We start from the raw sequence: 14,364 nt of genomic DNA on the forward strand, positions 1-14,364 counted from the left end.
GGGCCCCTTTCGCATTTCATCGCCTCCGTTATTTTGAATGACTCAAAATAACGTGATGCGGTCGGAGGGAACCGGACGGCCAGATCGTCCTTCCCGCGTCGACATCCGACAGTCTTCGGGAAGGCCCCTGGCCGCAGGACCGCGCGCCGTCCACCGGGGCACCTCGCCCCAGGGCTATTCGGCGTGCCCGCGCACGAGACCGAGTGCACCCGCATTCGACGGCGTCCGGTGAGACGAGAGGAACCACTGATGGAGGAGACCCGAACCGGCTGGAAGCCGAACCCGGTGTTCAGTTCGATGCCGCACTCGATGGGCCGCGGCTCACGCGAAGACATCGTGTGGGAGGCGCTCGAACGCGTGAACGGCAAGCCGACGCCCACGATGGGCGCGATGCAGGCCGCCATGGGGAACGAGTCGCAGATCCGCATCGTCCAGGACACGATCCGCGCCTATCTCGACGCGCACGGCCTCCGCGATCTCGCCGAGCTGGGCGCCCGTGCCGGGGGTGCCGCGTGAAGGCCCGGCCGGCGCAGGCGGACCTGACCCTGCGCATCCGCCCGACGGACCTGTGCCGCACGCCGCCGAAGAGCCCGGCTGCCGATCAGTTCGTCGCGCACCTCTGCTCGACCGGGCTCGGCAGCGTCTCCTACATCGTCGGTCGACGTGATCCCGAGGCGCCCCGATGGATCGTCCTCGACTACGCCACCGGCGGTCACGAGCGAGTGTGGCGCCGAACGCGAGCGCACGGAGACGGCGTGCTGTCGTACACCCTCGTCGAGGACGACTCCTCGAGCGGGTACCTCACCGTCGCCTGACGAACGGGCCGCCGGCCGGGGTTCAGGACGCGACCGATCCCCCGAACACGACCACTGACCCGGCACGCGAACGCGCGGCCCGGAGCGCCACGGCGCCCAGCGCTCCGGTGGCGAGGATGCGCGCCAAGGTCAGCACGTTCGAGACGAGGATCATCGCGCCTTGGTCGGTCACACTGCCGGACAGGAAGGCGCCCTGGAGCAGCGACCCGAAGACCACGGCGGCGAGCGCAATCGCCGGAATGAACCTCCAGGGTTTCGGCAGCGGACTGCGGAGGACTCCGGCGACGATCGCACCGCTCAGCCCCAGCTCGACGAGAGCGTTCAGGTAGAGCGGTGCCGCCGAGGCGATTCCGAATGAAGCGGTCAGCGCCGGCGGAGCCACAGGAAGCCAGACCGCGAGGAGGAAGAGCGAGATGATCGCGACCCTCGGCAGGCGGAGGGTGTGGTCGTGGCGCACAGCCCCGACGCCGGCGGCGACGAGCGCGAGGCTGAAGGCCAGGGTTGCCGCGGTCGAGATCCCGACGAGAGCATCCAGGTCAAGCGAACCGGGAAGACTGCGGAACGCGGCCAGCAGTGCCGAGGCGATGAACAGCGCTCCGGATGCCAGCCACCATGGCGACCACCGCGACGGTGCGTCGTCGACCCCGATCACCGGGGAATCAGGTCCACTCATCGTTCACCGCTTCATCGTCCAGGGGCAGGTCCTGCGTTCCACCCTGTCAGAAACGCAGAGCAGCGCCCTAAAGCCCGGACCCAGGGTCCTACCGGGCCGACTTCGTCGCGAAGGCAGGACGCACTCACCTCACGACGCGGGTGTTCCCACTGGTCAGCGGCGCACCGTCGGTGCCGAGGGGCTCAGATGCGACCACCCGCTCACCCGCCGCATCGACGAGAGTTGAATGAGCTTCCCCGGCAGCGAAGGCATGGCGCTCTCCCCAACCCCGCAGGGCGAGGATCACCGGGAAGAGCTCCTCTCCGGCAGCGGTCAGTTCATAGTGCTTCCGCTTGGCCGGGGGAGCATCGACCTGCTCGACGAGCCCGTACGCGGCGAGGCGGCGGAGCCTGTCGGCGAGGATGTTGCGCGCGATCCCCGTGCGCTGCTGGAAGTCGGTGAACGTGCGGGCGCCGTCCATGGCATCGCGGATGATCAGCATGCTCCAGCGGTCGCCGACCAGGTCGACGGCGCGCGCGACGGGACAGGTCGGATCGGTCCACTGCGGACGATCGGGGGCATCGCTCATGAGATCTCCAAGAGTTGCAATCTGCAACCATTATGCCCTACGGTCACTTTGGTAGCAATTTGAAACCAAAGGACTGATGTGGATCTCCGGATGAAGACACTGCTGGCCGCCATCTGCGCCGTCGCCGTCGCGACGGTCTATGCCGCGCAGCCCGTGCTCGCGCAGATGGGGCGAGACCTTCAGCTGCCGACCGATGCGCTCGGCTGGCTGGTGTCGGCGGGACAGCTGGGCTACCTCGTGGGACTCGTCCTGCTCGTTCCCCTGGCGACCGCTTCGACAGGCGGAGGCTGATCGCCCTCCATCTCGGCCTCGTGGCCGTCGGGATGCTCGCGGTCGCAGTCGCCCCGGCCGCGGGCGTCGCGTTCGCCGGCCTCACACTCACGGGGATCTTCGCCGTCGTCGTGCAGACGACCGTGGCCTACGCCGCAGCGGTGTCGGATCCCGGCGAGCGCGGACGGAACCTGGGCTTCGTGACGTCGGGCGTCGTCGTCGGCATCCTCGGCTCGCGGCTGATCGCCGGCGTGCTGGCCGATCTCTGGGGGTGGCGCAGCGTCTACGTCGTCCTCGCGGCCCTCTCGATCGTGTTGGGGGTCGCAGCACTACGTCTACTGCCCACCGACGTGCGTCCACCCTCCCGTCGATATGCAGACCTCGTCGGAGGCATCGGCCGCCTGCTCACCGAACCCGTCTTCCTCAGCCGCGGCGCGATCGCCTTCTTCCTCTTCGCCTCGTTCGGAACGCTCTGGAGCGGAATGGCGCTTCCTCTGTCGGACGCGCCCTGGGAGCTCTCCGAGACGCAGATCGGGCTCTTCGGCCTCGCCGGCCTGACGGGTGCTCTGGGCGCCGTTCGCGCGGGCCGCTGGGCGGACGGCGGGGAGGCGAATCGCGTCACCGGACTCGCACTCCTCGCCCTGATCGTCTCCTGGGTGCTGATCGCACAGCTCCCCTGGTCACTGACGCTGCTGATCGTCGGCATCGTCGTGCTCGACTTCGCGGTTCAGGCCGTGCACGTCAGCAACCAGCACACTCTCACCGCGCTGCATCCGGATCGGGTCTCCACGACCATCGGCGGGTACATGATCTTCTACTCGCTGGGATCTGCCGTCGGTGCGGCCACGACCACCCTGGTGTTCAGCACGTCGGGGTGGACGGGATCCGCGATCCTCGGAGCGGGTTTCGCCACAGCCGGCCTCGTCGCCTGGGCTCTCGGCATCCCCGCTGTGCGCCGTGCTCAGCGACGAGAGCTCGCGCCGGTTCACGCTTCACGCTGATCACGCGTGCGGGCGATGCCGCCCCCGAAACGCCGTCTCTCCGGCGGAGGATGGCGTCCGCCGTGGGGAACGGCGGCCAACGAACGGAACTCAGCACTCGTCGATGCGCTATCTCGGGGGATGATCGCCGTGACGGCGGGGACCGTCGGGAGTGCTGCGCTGCCGCCATCAGAAGGCGACGATCTCACGGTATCGACGACGCCTGCGCTGCGGTGAAATATCAGTGCGCGGTCAGTCCGGTAGGAGTCAGTCCCGCATGAGGTCGTCGAGAACGTAGGTGTAGAGGTCGCCGACGATCTCCGCGCCCTCGTGCCCGACTCCGTCGTCGACCGCTTCGAGAAGCTCCGCGATCGCGTTGCTCACCATTGCGGCGTTGCGCTCGCGCCCCAGATGCAAAAACCCGAGCGCGAGAGCGGGGCGCTTGGCGGCGTGCATCGCCTCGAGGTAGTGATTCCGCGAGAACGAGGCCAGCAACTGGAAGAGCTGCCAGGTGAGTCGCGATGCGGCGCGGTGATCGACGAGCGGCGCGCGCCAGGCGACGATCGCCTGCTCGGCGGCCGCCCGGAAATCCTGCCGTTCATCGGGTGTTGCGCGCGCGATGCCCAGAGTCGCCGCCAGGGTCGACAGGCCGGAGCATTCCGCGACGACCGCGGCGAGCCACGCTTCGGTCGGCGTCGCGACGACCGAAGACTTATGCGTACGGGCCTCGACCAGATGCTGCGCCGTCAGGATCGAGATCGCCTCGCGCACGGTGTTCGGGGCGACATCGAGCTCCTTCGAGAGAGTCGAGACTCGCAGTGGCGCCCCCGGGAGCAGCTCGCCGGTCTCCATCTTGCGAGTGAGCGCCTCCACGATCGACTCCAGCCGCGTCGGTACTGGCGTCGGTGCATCCAGTTCCTTGCGATCGACGAGCTCGAGGATCTCGACCGACAGGAACGAGGACGACCCCGTGCCCGGTTCCGACTCTGCGCTAGTCACCGGGGAGCCGCCATTCGCCGGTGATCGCCGCGCGTAGGCGCTCGACGGTGGTGACGCGGAAGAGCTCGAACACGGCATCGCGCGCGGCAGCCCCGTCTCGCGCACGGATCGCTGCTCGAAGCGGCACGACGAGCGCACGCTGCTGCTCTCCGAGCCAGTCGGGGAGCGGTCGGTCCTGCACCGATCGGCTCAGGTGCAGAACGAGGTTGCGATCGAGGATCTCGGTCACGACGGCGTTGTCGGCCAGCTCGATCACCTCGATCCACAGGGCGAACCAGAGCCGCAGACCGTCGGGCATCCCTCCGCGATTGAGATCGGAGTCCAGGATCGCCTGGACACGGGCATCGAGGGAGTCGAGCTGGATGTCGGTCAGGGTCGGCACGACCTTCGCCGCCGCGTAGGCGATCAACGCCCCTGCCGCCTCGGCTCGATCCGCCTGCGCCCGGAGGTCGATCGGGGCCACCCGCGTGAAGCGGTTCGAGCTCATCTCCACCAGGCCCACGTCGGCGAGCCGGATGAGCGCCTCCCTGATCGGTGTGCGCGAGACGCCGTACTCGGCCTGGAGGTCCTGATCGCGGATCTCCTCGAGCGGCGCCCGGCGTCCTGTCACGATCTCCTGAGCCAGCCGGGCGTACACCTGGTCGCGGATCAGGGTGCGAGGACGGGCCTTGGTCGAGGGCTTCGGCTCGTCCGTCATACCGGCCAGACTAGCCAGCCGCCTCTCGTTTGTCGCGGGTCAGTGCGCCAGGTTGGTCCAGACCGTGCGCGTCTCCAGGTACGACTCCAGGTTGGCGTGGCCCATGTCCCTGCCGTATCCCGACATCTTGAATCCGCCGAAGGGGGCGGCCGCATCGGTCGCGCCGTACATGTTGATGTAGACGGTTCCCGCCTGCAGGAGTCGTGCGAGTCGGTTCGCCTTGCTGATGTCGCGCGTCCAGATGCCCGCCGCGAGGCCGTAGGGCGAGTCGTTCGCCCGGCGCGCGATCTCGTCGATGTCGTCGAAGGGCTGCGCCACCACGACGGGGCCGAAGATCTCTTCACGCACGGCGGTGAAGGTGTCATTCACATCGGTCAGCACGGTGGGACGGATGTAGTAGCCCCCGGGGATCGCGGCATCGGGGAAGGCGGATCCTCCCGCGGCGACCGTGGCTCCCTGCTCCTGAGCGCCGTCGATGTAGCCGAGCACGCGCTCGTGCTGGCGGGTGGAGATGACCGGCCCGATCTGCGCCGACGGGTCGAAGCCGTGGCCGACCGTCATCGACGAGGCGATGTCGGCGAGCCGACCGACCACGTCGTCGTACGAGCGCTTCTGCACGTACAGCCGCGAGCCCGCCGCACAGGCCTGACCGGCGTTGAAGAAGATCGCGCTGGCCGCAGCAGCCGCCGCCTCTTCGACCGGGCTGTCGTCGAAGATGATGTTGGGGCTCTTGCCGCCGAGCTCCAGCGTGACCCGCTTCACCATCGGCGCGGCACGCTGGGCGATGCGCGTACCCACAGCCGTCGATCCGGTGAAGGCGACCTTGTCGACGTCGGGGTGGTCGACGAGCGCCTCGCCGGCCTCGGCACCGTATCCGGTGAGGATGTTGAGGACGCCCTTGGGCATACCGGCTTCGAGGGCGAGCTGGCCGAGACGCAGCAGGGAGAGCGGGGTGTTCTCGGCGGGCTTCATGACGATCGTGCAGCCCGCGGCGAGCGCGGGAGCGATCTTCCACACACCCATGAGCAGCGGGTAGTTCCAGGGCACGATCTGCGCGACGACTCCGACCGGGACACGCTCGGTGCGCACCATCGCATCCGTCACGGACACGGGGATCGTGTTGCCCTCGATCTTCGACGGCCAGCCGCCGAAGTACTCGAAGTGGTTGATCGCGAGCGGCAGATCGACGCTCGCGGCGGCACCCTTGAGCTTGCCTCCGTCGAGCACCTCGAGCTCCACGAACTCGTCGGCGCGCTCCTCGAGCAGGCGGGCGAGACGCAGGATGGTCCGTCCGCGATCGAGCGCGCTCATCTTCCGCCAGGGCGCATTCGGTGCGAAGGCCCGACGCGCAGCCTGCACCGCGCGGTCGGCGTCCACGGCGTCGGCGGCGGCCGAGCGAGCGATGACGGCACCGGTGCCGGGGTCGACGATGTCGATGGTGCGCCCGGAGTGGGCTTCGACGAGCTCTCCGTCGATGAGCAGGCGAGGAGGCTGGGCGAGGAAGCGCTTCGTCGCCTCGCTGATGTCGGGATCGATGCTGATGTGCGTGGGGACGGTCGTCATCGCGGCTCCTGTTCAGGCGTGGTGCAGGGCGGCGAGCGCCTCGGCGGGGAAGGCGGTCTCGGTATCGCCGAGGAGCAGCGCGCGGTAGGTCGCGGTGGCCGCCTCCTCGAGGTTGAGCGCGCGGCGGAAGGCCATGCTCACGGAGTCGCCGAGGGCGGAGCAGCCGTGGTGACCCATGATGATGCAGTCGTGGTGTGCGGCCTGCTCGGCGGCGGAGTCGGCGAGCTCATCCGATCCGTTCGGGTAGTACGGAGTGGTCCCGACCGAGCGCACGTAGTACGCGTGGTCGAGGGTGATCAGGCGCACGTCGTGACCCAGGGCGTTCAGGAGCACCGCGTGCTGCGGGTGCACATGCACCACGGCGTTGACGTCGGACCGTGTGGCGTAGCTGCGCTGGTGCAGCTTCCACTCGCTCGAGGGGCTCGGGGAGCCGCTGATCACCTCACCCGACAGGCTCATGACCGAGAAGTCCTCGGGCGTGAGCCTGTCGAGCCAGGTGCCGGAGCCGGTGACCACGAAGGTGTCCTCATCGATGCGCGCCGAGATGTTGCCTCCGGAGGCGAGGGCGAGCCCGCGGGCGACGATGTCGACGCCGACGGACGAGAGTTCTTCGATGAGTGATTCCACACGCGTGGTCATGGGTGACTCCTTTTCGGGGTGGGGGATTCAGGCGGTGACGGTGCTCGGGGCGGGGTTCGCCGAGACGACGTCATCCGCCTCCTTGGGCGCCTTCAGCAGGAACGTCAGGCCGAAGCCGACGAGGTAGAGCACGGCGATGATCCAGACGGTGCCCTCGACGCCGACGGGAGCGGCGAGACCGGCGATGACCGGGCCGATGAACTGGCTGAGGCCGGCACCGAGGTTCAGGATCGCGACGGCGGCGGCCTTGTTCTTGGGCGCGAGCAGCGGGACGATCGCCGACAGCGGCACGAACATGCCGAGGGCCAGGCCGTAGACGATGGCGATCGCGATCGTGACCAAGAAGTTGGGTCCGATCAGGGTGGGCACGTAGAAGAGGGCGAGCACGGTGACGAAGCATCCGATGCCACCGGCCCAGGCGACCACGTTCACGCGGCCGATCCAGTCGGCGAGGTAGCCGGAGAGGAGGTTCGCGGCCACGTTCGCGGCGAGCATCGTGCCCCAGATGATCTGCCACTGCGCCAGGTCGAAGCCCACGTCGCGGACCATGTAGGTCGTGAGGAACACGACGAACGCATAGAAGGAGAGTGTGTTGATGATGCGGATCACGCCGCCGACGCCGACCTTCGGGTTGGTCGCGACGATGGTGAGGGAGCTGACGACACCCTTCACGCTGCTGGCGACGGTGACCTTCTTGGTCACGGGATTGCGCAGCAGCACGAGCACCATCACTCCGCCGACGACCACGAAGGCGAGCGCCATCCACAGCGTCGCGAGCTCGCCGATGATCGGGATGACGGCCCCGGCGAAGTAGGAGCTGAGCACGCCGAGTCCGAGCGTGGAGAAGAACCAGTACCAGCCGACGGCGCGACCCATCACCTGCTCGTCGGTGTCGATCGTGACCCAGACCAGGAACCCGTAGGCGAACATCGGGTAGCCGAGCCCGCGGATCCCGAAGGCGAGGAGCATGATCTCGAAGTTGCCGGCCATGACGCCGAACACGAGGAAGAGCACCTCGAAGACGACCCAGATGCCGAAGCCGAGCATCATGACGCGCTTGGGGCCCCAGGCTTCGGCCAGGGCGCCGCTCAACCAGGCGGCCACCGCGACGACGATGCCGTAGACCGACCAGAGGAGGGCGATCTGACCGCCGTCGAAGCCGCGCTCGTCGAGGTACGGCGAGAGGAAGCCGGCCTCGATGCCGTCGCCGATCATGAAGATCGTCAGGGCGACGAAGCCCCAGGCGATGGGCCGCGAGATGCCCTGAGAGCTGAGGAGGCGCGCGAAGCGGCCCTCGGCGGGAGGTGATGCGGGGGTGACCATGGGTGTCTCCTCGTTGAGCGCGTAGAGATTTCGGGATGTGGTGTACATTTGTTCAGCATCGTGAACGAATGCCCATGGACATCTTGGGCACGTGTCGCGGAATTGTCAAGCAGGACCGGAGGAGTCGGCGTGGGAGGATGTTCAGCATGCTGATGGGTCGCGTGGCGCGCATGTACTACGAGCTGGGGCTCACGCACCAGGAGATCGCCGACGCACTCGGCCTGTCCCGCGTCCGCGTCACGAGACTGCTCGCCGAGGCCCGCGACAGCGGCATGGTCGAGATCATCGTGCACGTCGAGGAATCGCTGTTCGCCGCCGAGGAGCAGGCGCTGCTCAGCCGCTACGGACTGCGCCAGGCCTGGATCGCCCCGAGCGTGGACGACCCCGCGAAGGCGTCCCGCGCGATGGCGACGGTCGGCGCCGAAGCGCTCGCGAGCGTCATCGACAAGGACACCACGGTCGCCATGGGTCTCTCCACGGCAGTCGCCGCGGTGGTCGACGCCTTCCCGGCCCGCTCGCTCGGGGCGCATTTCGTGCCGCTCACCGGATCGAGCAGCGGTCTCGCGAACGGCGCCAACCCGCACGAGCTGACCCTCGCCCTGGCCCGCCGCACCGACGGCTCGGCCTTCCACCTCCCCGCCCCCCTGGTCGCCGCGACACCTCAGGCCGCGGAGAGCGCGTACGCCGACCCTGGAGTGCGCGACGTGCTCGCTCGGGCGGCCGAGGCCAGCACCCTGATCGCGGGCATCGGCAGCACGCACGACAGCCGCGGACTGCTCTTCGGGTCGCTGAGCGAGCGTGAACGAGCCGCGCTCCACGAAGCCGGAGCGATCGGCGACATCGGCGGACGCTTCTTCGATGCGAACGGAGCACCGGTCCGCGGCGAGCTCGACTCGCGCGTCGTCGGGCTCGACCTCGATCAGCTTCGCGCCATCCCGCACCGCCTCGCGATCGCGGCGGGTGCGGCGAAGCTCGATGCCGTGCGCACCGCGCTCTCGAGCGGCATGGTGAACATGCTCGTCACCGACTCGAACACCGTCACGGCGCTGCTCGACTGACGCGCTGGTCGGGGTTCTGCGACAGTGCCTGCCGCACCCTCCTGCGGCCGCGAGCCCGAACAACGACCGGCGCTAAACGGAGAGTCATCCGCGCGCTCCCCTCGCGTCGCAAGCAGGGTTGCTTTTTGGTGGCTTTTGACGGGCATCCGGGGTAGTGTCGCATTATGGAAACGCTCACCCCAACGACTCAACATGGGCGGACGATGCGGATGGACATCCACCAGATCGTCCGCGAGCTGAATTCAGTTCTGGGCCCCACGCTCGTTGCAGCCCTGGTCGGTTCCGCCGACCGAAAGCTCCCCATTCGATGGGCGAAGTCGGATGGCCCGGAACCGCGGCCCGAAGCGGCCAACCGCCTCCTGTTCGCCCATCGCCAGTGGGTCCGTCTGGCTGCAGCTGATGGCGAGCACGTGGCGCGCCAGTGGTTCATCGGGGGCAATCCCTGGCTGAGGGAGGACACACCGATCACTGCGATTCGCGAGGGGCGTCATGGCGAGGTCTCTGAAGCAGTCGAGTCGTTTCTCGACGGTACGACCGACTCGTGACGACTACGCACCGATGCGGGGCCACTGGGCTGCATTTGATCTCCGATCCGGGCATTTACGGTTATCACGTCGGGAAGAACGACTACCCGCCTCTTTCTGCGGCAACGCGTGACGCCGCCGCGAAGTGGCGCCAAGCGTGGGGGCGCTACGACGTTCCCGGCCAGACCTTCTATCTCGCGGAGACACGTGAGTGCGCTTATGCCGAAGTGCTCTCCCAGTACAAGCGGGCAAACGGCACCAGCGACACCCTCGCGAAAGACGCTGCCGCTGTTGGGCTGACCCTCCAGGCATTCGTCGAAGAGGTCGCTCAAGAGTGGTCGGAGCGCGATTTCATGGGTCTTGGCGCCCTTCCAGCGGGGTGGCGCTACGACCGCGGGATGATCCCTGCCGTGATGCCTGACCCCGGGTGGCTCGTCCACGTCGAACATCCGGATTCCATCGCTGCTATCGAGAGCATGATGGGTGCACAACTCGCGGCACACGGAGTGGCGCACCTCACAACCGGAACGCTGCGCGGCGAGGAGCGTTCCGTGACCACTGCCATCGCTGAACACCTCCACGGCCTCACGCTCGACACAGGTGGGCGTCCGCTCGGTATTCACTTCGGAAGTAAGCACGGTGCCGGCTGGTGCAAAGCCATTTGGCTCGATCACCCCGATGCGGGCGACATCTTGACACTCTCGCCAGAGCCCATCACCCTTAGCGACGATGACCTGATCGCAGCCTCAGACCGGTTCAGGATCCGTATTTTCTGAACGGCGCTGCTCGACTGACGCGCCGAGGAACGGACCGCGCGACGCACGATCCGCTCCCCGCGTTCAGACGCTCAGCCGACGGCGGCGAGAGCCTTCTCGTTCGCGGTTCCGGGAACGCGCTGCCCGGCGAGCCAGCCCCGCAGCGCCGCCGCAGCGATGCGCGAGTGCTCGACGATGACGTCATCCGAGGCGCCCGCGATGTGCGGCGTCAGCGTGACGTTGTCGAAGGCGAAGAGCTCGTGATCCTGCGGGAGCGGCTCCTGGTAGTAGACGTCGAAGCCGGCACCGGCGATCCGGCCGTCGCGCAGGACGGCCATCAGTGCCTCCTCATCGATGATCGCGGCGCGGCCGGCGTTGATCAGATAGGCGTCCGGGCGGAGGAGCGCGAGCTCGCGCTCACCGAGAAGCCCCTCGGTCTCGGGCATCAGCGGCACGTGCACGGTGACGATGTCGGAGGTCGAGAGCACCTCGTCGAGGGGCACGACGCTGGCCTCGTCGCCGAACGCATCGGGGGCGAGGAACGGGTCGTACACCTTGACGGTCATACCGAATCCGCGGGCGCGGGTGACCATCCGACGGCCGATCGCGCCGCCGCCCAGGATGCCGAGGGTGCGCCCACCGAGCCCGATCGAGCGGAAGACCTCGTAGGGCTCGAACACGTCGTCCTCGGTCCAGTTGCCGGCACGCAGCCAGCGCTCCGACTGGCTCACCTTGCGCACGGTGGCCAGGAGCAGGGCGAAGCTCAGATCGGCCGTGACCTCGGCGTTGCGGCCGGGGGTCGTGAAGACGGGGATGCCGCGGGCCGTGCAGGCGTCGAGGTCGACGTTCGCCGGCTTGGCGCGGCAGGAGACGACGGCTTTGAGTTCCGGCGCCTTCGCGAGCGCGCTCTCGTCGACCACGTCGAGCTCGGCGATGACGACATCCGCAACGGCGAGCGCGTCGTCGACTCCACGGTCGGCGAGGGATCCGCCGTCCATGGTCGGGTCGATCAGGGTGACGTCGAAGGCGTCGGCGAGGGAGTCGGCGATGCCGGCGTCGAACGGAGCGGTGATGAGCACCTTCGGGCGGGACGTTTCAGTCATGTGTCTTCTTTCAGGTGGTGGTCAGTGAGCCGAGGACTCGGGAGCGGGATGCTGCTCGGCGCTCTCGCGGAGGCGGCGGAGTCCGCCCCAGTGCGGGCGCAGAGCATCGCGCGTCGCGAGGAAGAGCGCATACGCGTCGTCGTACAGCGCGGTGCGGGCGGCGTCCGGAGAGAAGGTCGTGGTCGACGGCGTCAGTCGGCGCGACGCGTCGTGCAGGTCGTCAGCCAGGCCGACCGCGGCCATCGCGAGCATGGCGACGCCGCGGGCGCCCACCTCCGGTTGGTCTTGACGCACGATGTCGCGAGCCAGGACGTCGGCCAGGATCGTGCACAGGAGGTCGGAATCGGAGCCTCCTCCGCAGACGAGCAGCGGGCCGTCGAGCCCCAGCGCGTCGGTGGACTCGCGCAGGCTGAAGGCCAGGCCCTCGTAGACGCTCCGCAGCAGCTGGCCCGCCGTCGTGGTGACGCTAATCCCGAGCCAGGATGCCGAGGCGTCGGGGGCGAAGAACGGAGCCCGTTCGCCGCTCGGGGCGCCGTACGGGAGGTAGATCACACCCCCGCTGCCTGGTGCGACCGCGACGGCCTGCTTCTCGACGACGACCCAGTCCTCGTCCGCGAGGCCGAGCGTGGCGCGCACCCAGTCGAGGTTGGGGGTGCCGGTCATCGGGGCCATGGACTCGAGCACCTGGGTTCCGCGACCGGTGGCGAGCACGATGCTCGATTCGCTGCGCACGTCGGCGCGCGAGGCGTGGTTGATGCCGACGAGGCTCGTGGTGCCGAGGATGGCGTAGCCGCGGCCATCGTCGAGCACGCCGAGTCCGACGCCGGCAGCCGCGGTGTCGACGACTCCGACGACGACGGGCAGCCCCTCGGGGAGCCCCAGCGCCGTGGCCACTCTCGGCTCGACCCGGCCGGCGATCTGCTGGGGGTCCAGCACCTCCGGCAGGTATTCGCGCACGTGCTCCTGTCCGAGTGCGGGGAACAGCTTTTCGGCGTAGGCCCCCGTCGCGGTGTCGAGGTAGGTGCGCGAGGCCTCGCTGGGATCCGTCGCGCGGCGGCCGGTGAGCTTGAAGCGCAGCCAGTCCTTGCAGTTCAACTGGGTCGTGGCCCGCTCCCGCAGGGTCGGATCCGCCGCCATCAGCTCGTCGACGAGGATCGGCAGCGCGCCGGAGAAGAGGGGAGAGCCGGTGGCTTCATGGACGGCTGCTGCGCGTCCGTCATCCAGCCACTCATCGAGGCGCTCGTGAGCGCGCCCGTCCAACCAGAGGGTCGCGGGGCCGACGGGTCGACCGTCGGCATCCACCAGCCAGGCGCCGTCGCCCTGGCCGGTCACACCGATCGCGACGATCTCCGCGTCGCCGATGTCATCGACCACGGCAGCGATCGTGGACGCTGCGGCATCCCAGATGTGGTTCATGTCGGCTTCGGCGCGCCCGTCTTCGGCCCGCTGCACGCGCACGCTCGAACGGGAGACGCTCGCGATGCGACCGTCGAGGTCGAAGGCGACGGTCTTCACCGAGGTGGTGCCGGCGTCGACGCCGAGGATGATGCGAGTGCGGCTCTGCACACTGAACTCCGAACAATAGTGCGGGCTGGTGATCTATTGTTCAGTATAGCTCGGTGTCGGAGGAGCGCAACGGTGGGTCGTCGGCCGGGCCGCGGACACGGGGACACCCCCGGGCACACGCAAACCCGGGTGCCGGCCGGCAGGCGGGCCCCCGGGTTCGCGGCGCTGACCTACTCGATCGACTGACGTCGGCGGCGGATCGCCACCAGGAGCCCGCCCGCGACGAGCAGGACCACACCGGCAGCCAGTGCGCCGACGGCCACCTGGCCTCCGGTCACCGCGAGTGGATCCGGCTCACCCAGCGGATGCGTGGTGCACAGGCCGTTCCCCTCGACGCAGATCGGTTCCTCGCCGGTCACCGCGATCACGTTGCCGAGACTGTGGTTCCCCTGGTCCGCCCATGGCTGCACAGTAACCACGTATGTCACGGTGACCGTGCTTCCGGATGCGACCGAGCCCGTGATGCGGATGGTCCGCCCCTCGACCGCCGTGGCCAGCGCCTCCGTCGACGCCTGGGGTCCGCGGGTCAGTGTCGCATCGTCGAGGACATCGGTCAGGTGATCGGTGTAGTCCACGTCTGCACCCGCCGCATCCGGGTCGGTCGAGACGTTGCGGAACGTCACGGTGTACTCCACCTGCTGCCCTTCCTCCACCTCGGTCCCCGACGCGGGGTCGGCCGACTTCACGACCACCACGCTGCTGACGTGGTCCACGGTGCAGTCGGGGAACTCCTCGCCCTCGGCGACGACGCACTCGGCCGGTGGGGCCGCGTCGGGGTCGAGGAGGTAGTTCGACAGGCGGTCGTCGCCGCGCTCACCGTCCGGGTTGACC

Annotated in this window: 17 protein-coding genes; 7 read left to right on the forward strand and 10 right to left on the reverse strand. The window is 68.6% G+C overall.

Features of this window, described 5'->3' with window-relative positions; translation table 11 throughout:
- The first annotated feature begins 249 nt into the window (after positions 1 to 249).
- Positions 250 to 516, forward strand: coding sequence for a hypothetical protein (locus tag ACNPM4_RS02340; RefSeq protein WP_029264156.1), 267 nt, complete (start codon positions 250 to 252; stop codon positions 514 to 516).
- On the forward strand, positions 513 to 815 hold the full coding sequence (locus ACNPM4_RS02345) for a hypothetical protein (protein WP_417503226.1): 303 nt from the start codon (positions 513 to 515) through the stop codon (positions 813 to 815). Before ACNPM4_RS02340 ends, ACNPM4_RS02345 begins: the two co-directional genes overlap by 4 nt.
- A gap of 22 nt (positions 816 to 837) precedes the next feature.
- Here the strand turns inward: ACNPM4_RS02345 and ACNPM4_RS02350 are convergent, their stop codons facing one another.
- Both ACNPM4_RS02350 and ACNPM4_RS02355 read right to left on the reverse strand, forming a co-directional pair.
- Positions 838 to 1,488, reverse strand: coding sequence for a hypothetical protein (locus tag ACNPM4_RS02350; protein WP_448984554.1), 651 nt, complete (start codon positions 1,486 to 1,488; stop codon positions 838 to 840).
- Positions 1,489 to 1,612: 124 nt separating this feature from the next.
- Entirely contained in the window at positions 1,613 to 2,056 is a 444-nt protein-coding gene (locus ACNPM4_RS02355; RefSeq protein WP_448984555.1) for a winged helix-turn-helix transcriptional regulator, read from the reverse strand.
- 90 nt (positions 2,057 to 2,146) lie between these two features.
- Between ACNPM4_RS02355 and ACNPM4_RS02360 the strand changes: the two genes are divergently transcribed.
- Together ACNPM4_RS02360 and ACNPM4_RS02365 are read left to right on the forward strand one after the other, a co-directional pair.
- Entirely contained in the window at positions 2,147 to 2,347 is a 201-nt protein-coding gene (locus ACNPM4_RS02360; RefSeq protein WP_448984556.1) for a hypothetical protein, read from the forward strand.
- A 32-nt stretch (positions 2,348 to 2,379) separates the two neighbouring features.
- Complete coding sequence (locus tag ACNPM4_RS02365) at positions 2,380 to 3,327, forward strand: MFS transporter (protein WP_448984557.1); 948 nt, start codon at positions 2,380 to 2,382, stop codon at positions 3,325 to 3,327.
- Between the two features lie 246 nt (positions 3,328 to 3,573).
- On the opposite strand, the gene ACNPM4_RS02370 is transcribed toward ACNPM4_RS02365, so the two are convergent.
- Genes ACNPM4_RS02370 through ACNPM4_RS02390 form a run of 5 tightly spaced genes read right to left on the reverse strand, consistent with a single transcriptional unit; the run spans position 3,574 to position 8,575 of the window.
- On the reverse strand, positions 3,574 to 4,305 hold the full coding sequence (locus ACNPM4_RS02370; RefSeq protein WP_448984558.1) for a GntR family transcriptional regulator: 732 nt from the start codon (positions 4,303 to 4,305) through the stop codon (positions 3,574 to 3,576).
- A complete protein-coding gene (locus ACNPM4_RS02375) occupies positions 4,298 to 5,002 on the reverse strand; it encodes a GntR family transcriptional regulator (protein ID WP_448984559.1) in 705 nt (234 codons plus the stop codon). Before ACNPM4_RS02375 ends, ACNPM4_RS02370 begins: the two co-directional genes overlap by 8 nt.
- A 39-nt stretch (positions 5,003 to 5,041) precedes the next feature.
- On the reverse strand, positions 5,042 to 6,565 hold the full coding sequence (locus ACNPM4_RS02380) for an aldehyde dehydrogenase family protein (RefSeq protein WP_448984560.1): 1,524 nt from the start codon (positions 6,563 to 6,565) through the stop codon (positions 5,042 to 5,044).
- A gap of 12 nt (positions 6,566 to 6,577) precedes the next feature.
- Complete coding sequence (locus ACNPM4_RS02385) at positions 6,578 to 7,204, reverse strand: class II aldolase/adducin family protein (RefSeq protein WP_448984561.1); 627 nt, start codon at positions 7,202 to 7,204, stop codon at positions 6,578 to 6,580.
- A gap of 27 nt (positions 7,205 to 7,231) precedes the next feature.
- Positions 7,232 to 8,575, reverse strand: coding sequence for an MFS transporter (locus ACNPM4_RS02390; protein ID WP_448984562.1), 1,344 nt, complete (start codon positions 8,573 to 8,575; stop codon positions 7,232 to 7,234).
- 98 nt (positions 8,576 to 8,673) lie between these two features.
- Between ACNPM4_RS02390 and ACNPM4_RS02395 the strand changes: the two genes are divergently transcribed.
- The 3 genes from ACNPM4_RS02395 to ACNPM4_RS02405 all read left to right on the forward strand — a co-directional run bounded on the left by ACNPM4_RS02395 (position 8,674) and on the right by ACNPM4_RS02405 (position 10,885).
- Positions 8,674 to 9,585, forward strand: coding sequence for a sugar-binding transcriptional regulator (locus ACNPM4_RS02395; protein WP_448984563.1), 912 nt, complete (start codon positions 8,674 to 8,676; stop codon positions 9,583 to 9,585).
- Positions 9,586 to 9,749: 164 nt separating this feature from the next.
- Complete coding sequence (locus ACNPM4_RS02400) at positions 9,750 to 10,130, forward strand: hypothetical protein (RefSeq protein WP_448984564.1); 381 nt, start codon at positions 9,750 to 9,752, stop codon at positions 10,128 to 10,130.
- Complete coding sequence (locus ACNPM4_RS02405) at positions 10,127 to 10,885, forward strand: hypothetical protein (protein WP_448984565.1); 759 nt, start codon at positions 10,127 to 10,129, stop codon at positions 10,883 to 10,885. The genes ACNPM4_RS02400 and ACNPM4_RS02405 overlap by 4 nt, the downstream gene beginning before the upstream one ends.
- Before the next feature lie 71 nt (positions 10,886 to 10,956).
- Here the strand turns inward: ACNPM4_RS02405 and ACNPM4_RS02410 are convergent, their stop codons facing one another.
- The 3 genes from ACNPM4_RS02410 to ACNPM4_RS02420 form a co-directional block, all read right to left on the reverse strand.
- Positions 10,957 to 11,967 carry an NAD(P)-dependent oxidoreductase gene (locus ACNPM4_RS02410; RefSeq protein ID WP_448984566.1) on the reverse strand — a complete coding sequence of 337 codons (1,011 nt, stop codon included), beginning with the start codon at positions 11,965 to 11,967 and terminating at the stop codon, positions 10,957 to 10,959.
- 21 nt (positions 11,968 to 11,988) lie between these two features.
- Complete coding sequence (locus ACNPM4_RS02415) at positions 11,989 to 13,533, reverse strand: FGGY family carbohydrate kinase (protein ID WP_448984567.1); 1,545 nt, start codon at positions 13,531 to 13,533, stop codon at positions 11,989 to 11,991.
- Between the two features lie 170 nt (positions 13,534 to 13,703).
- Positions 13,704 to 14,364, reverse strand: a 661-nt coding sequence (locus ACNPM4_RS02420) for a DUF7927 domain-containing protein (RefSeq protein WP_448984568.1), incomplete at its 5' end; no start/stop codon positions are given.

Source organism: Microbacterium umsixpiens, from assembly GCF_053543675.1.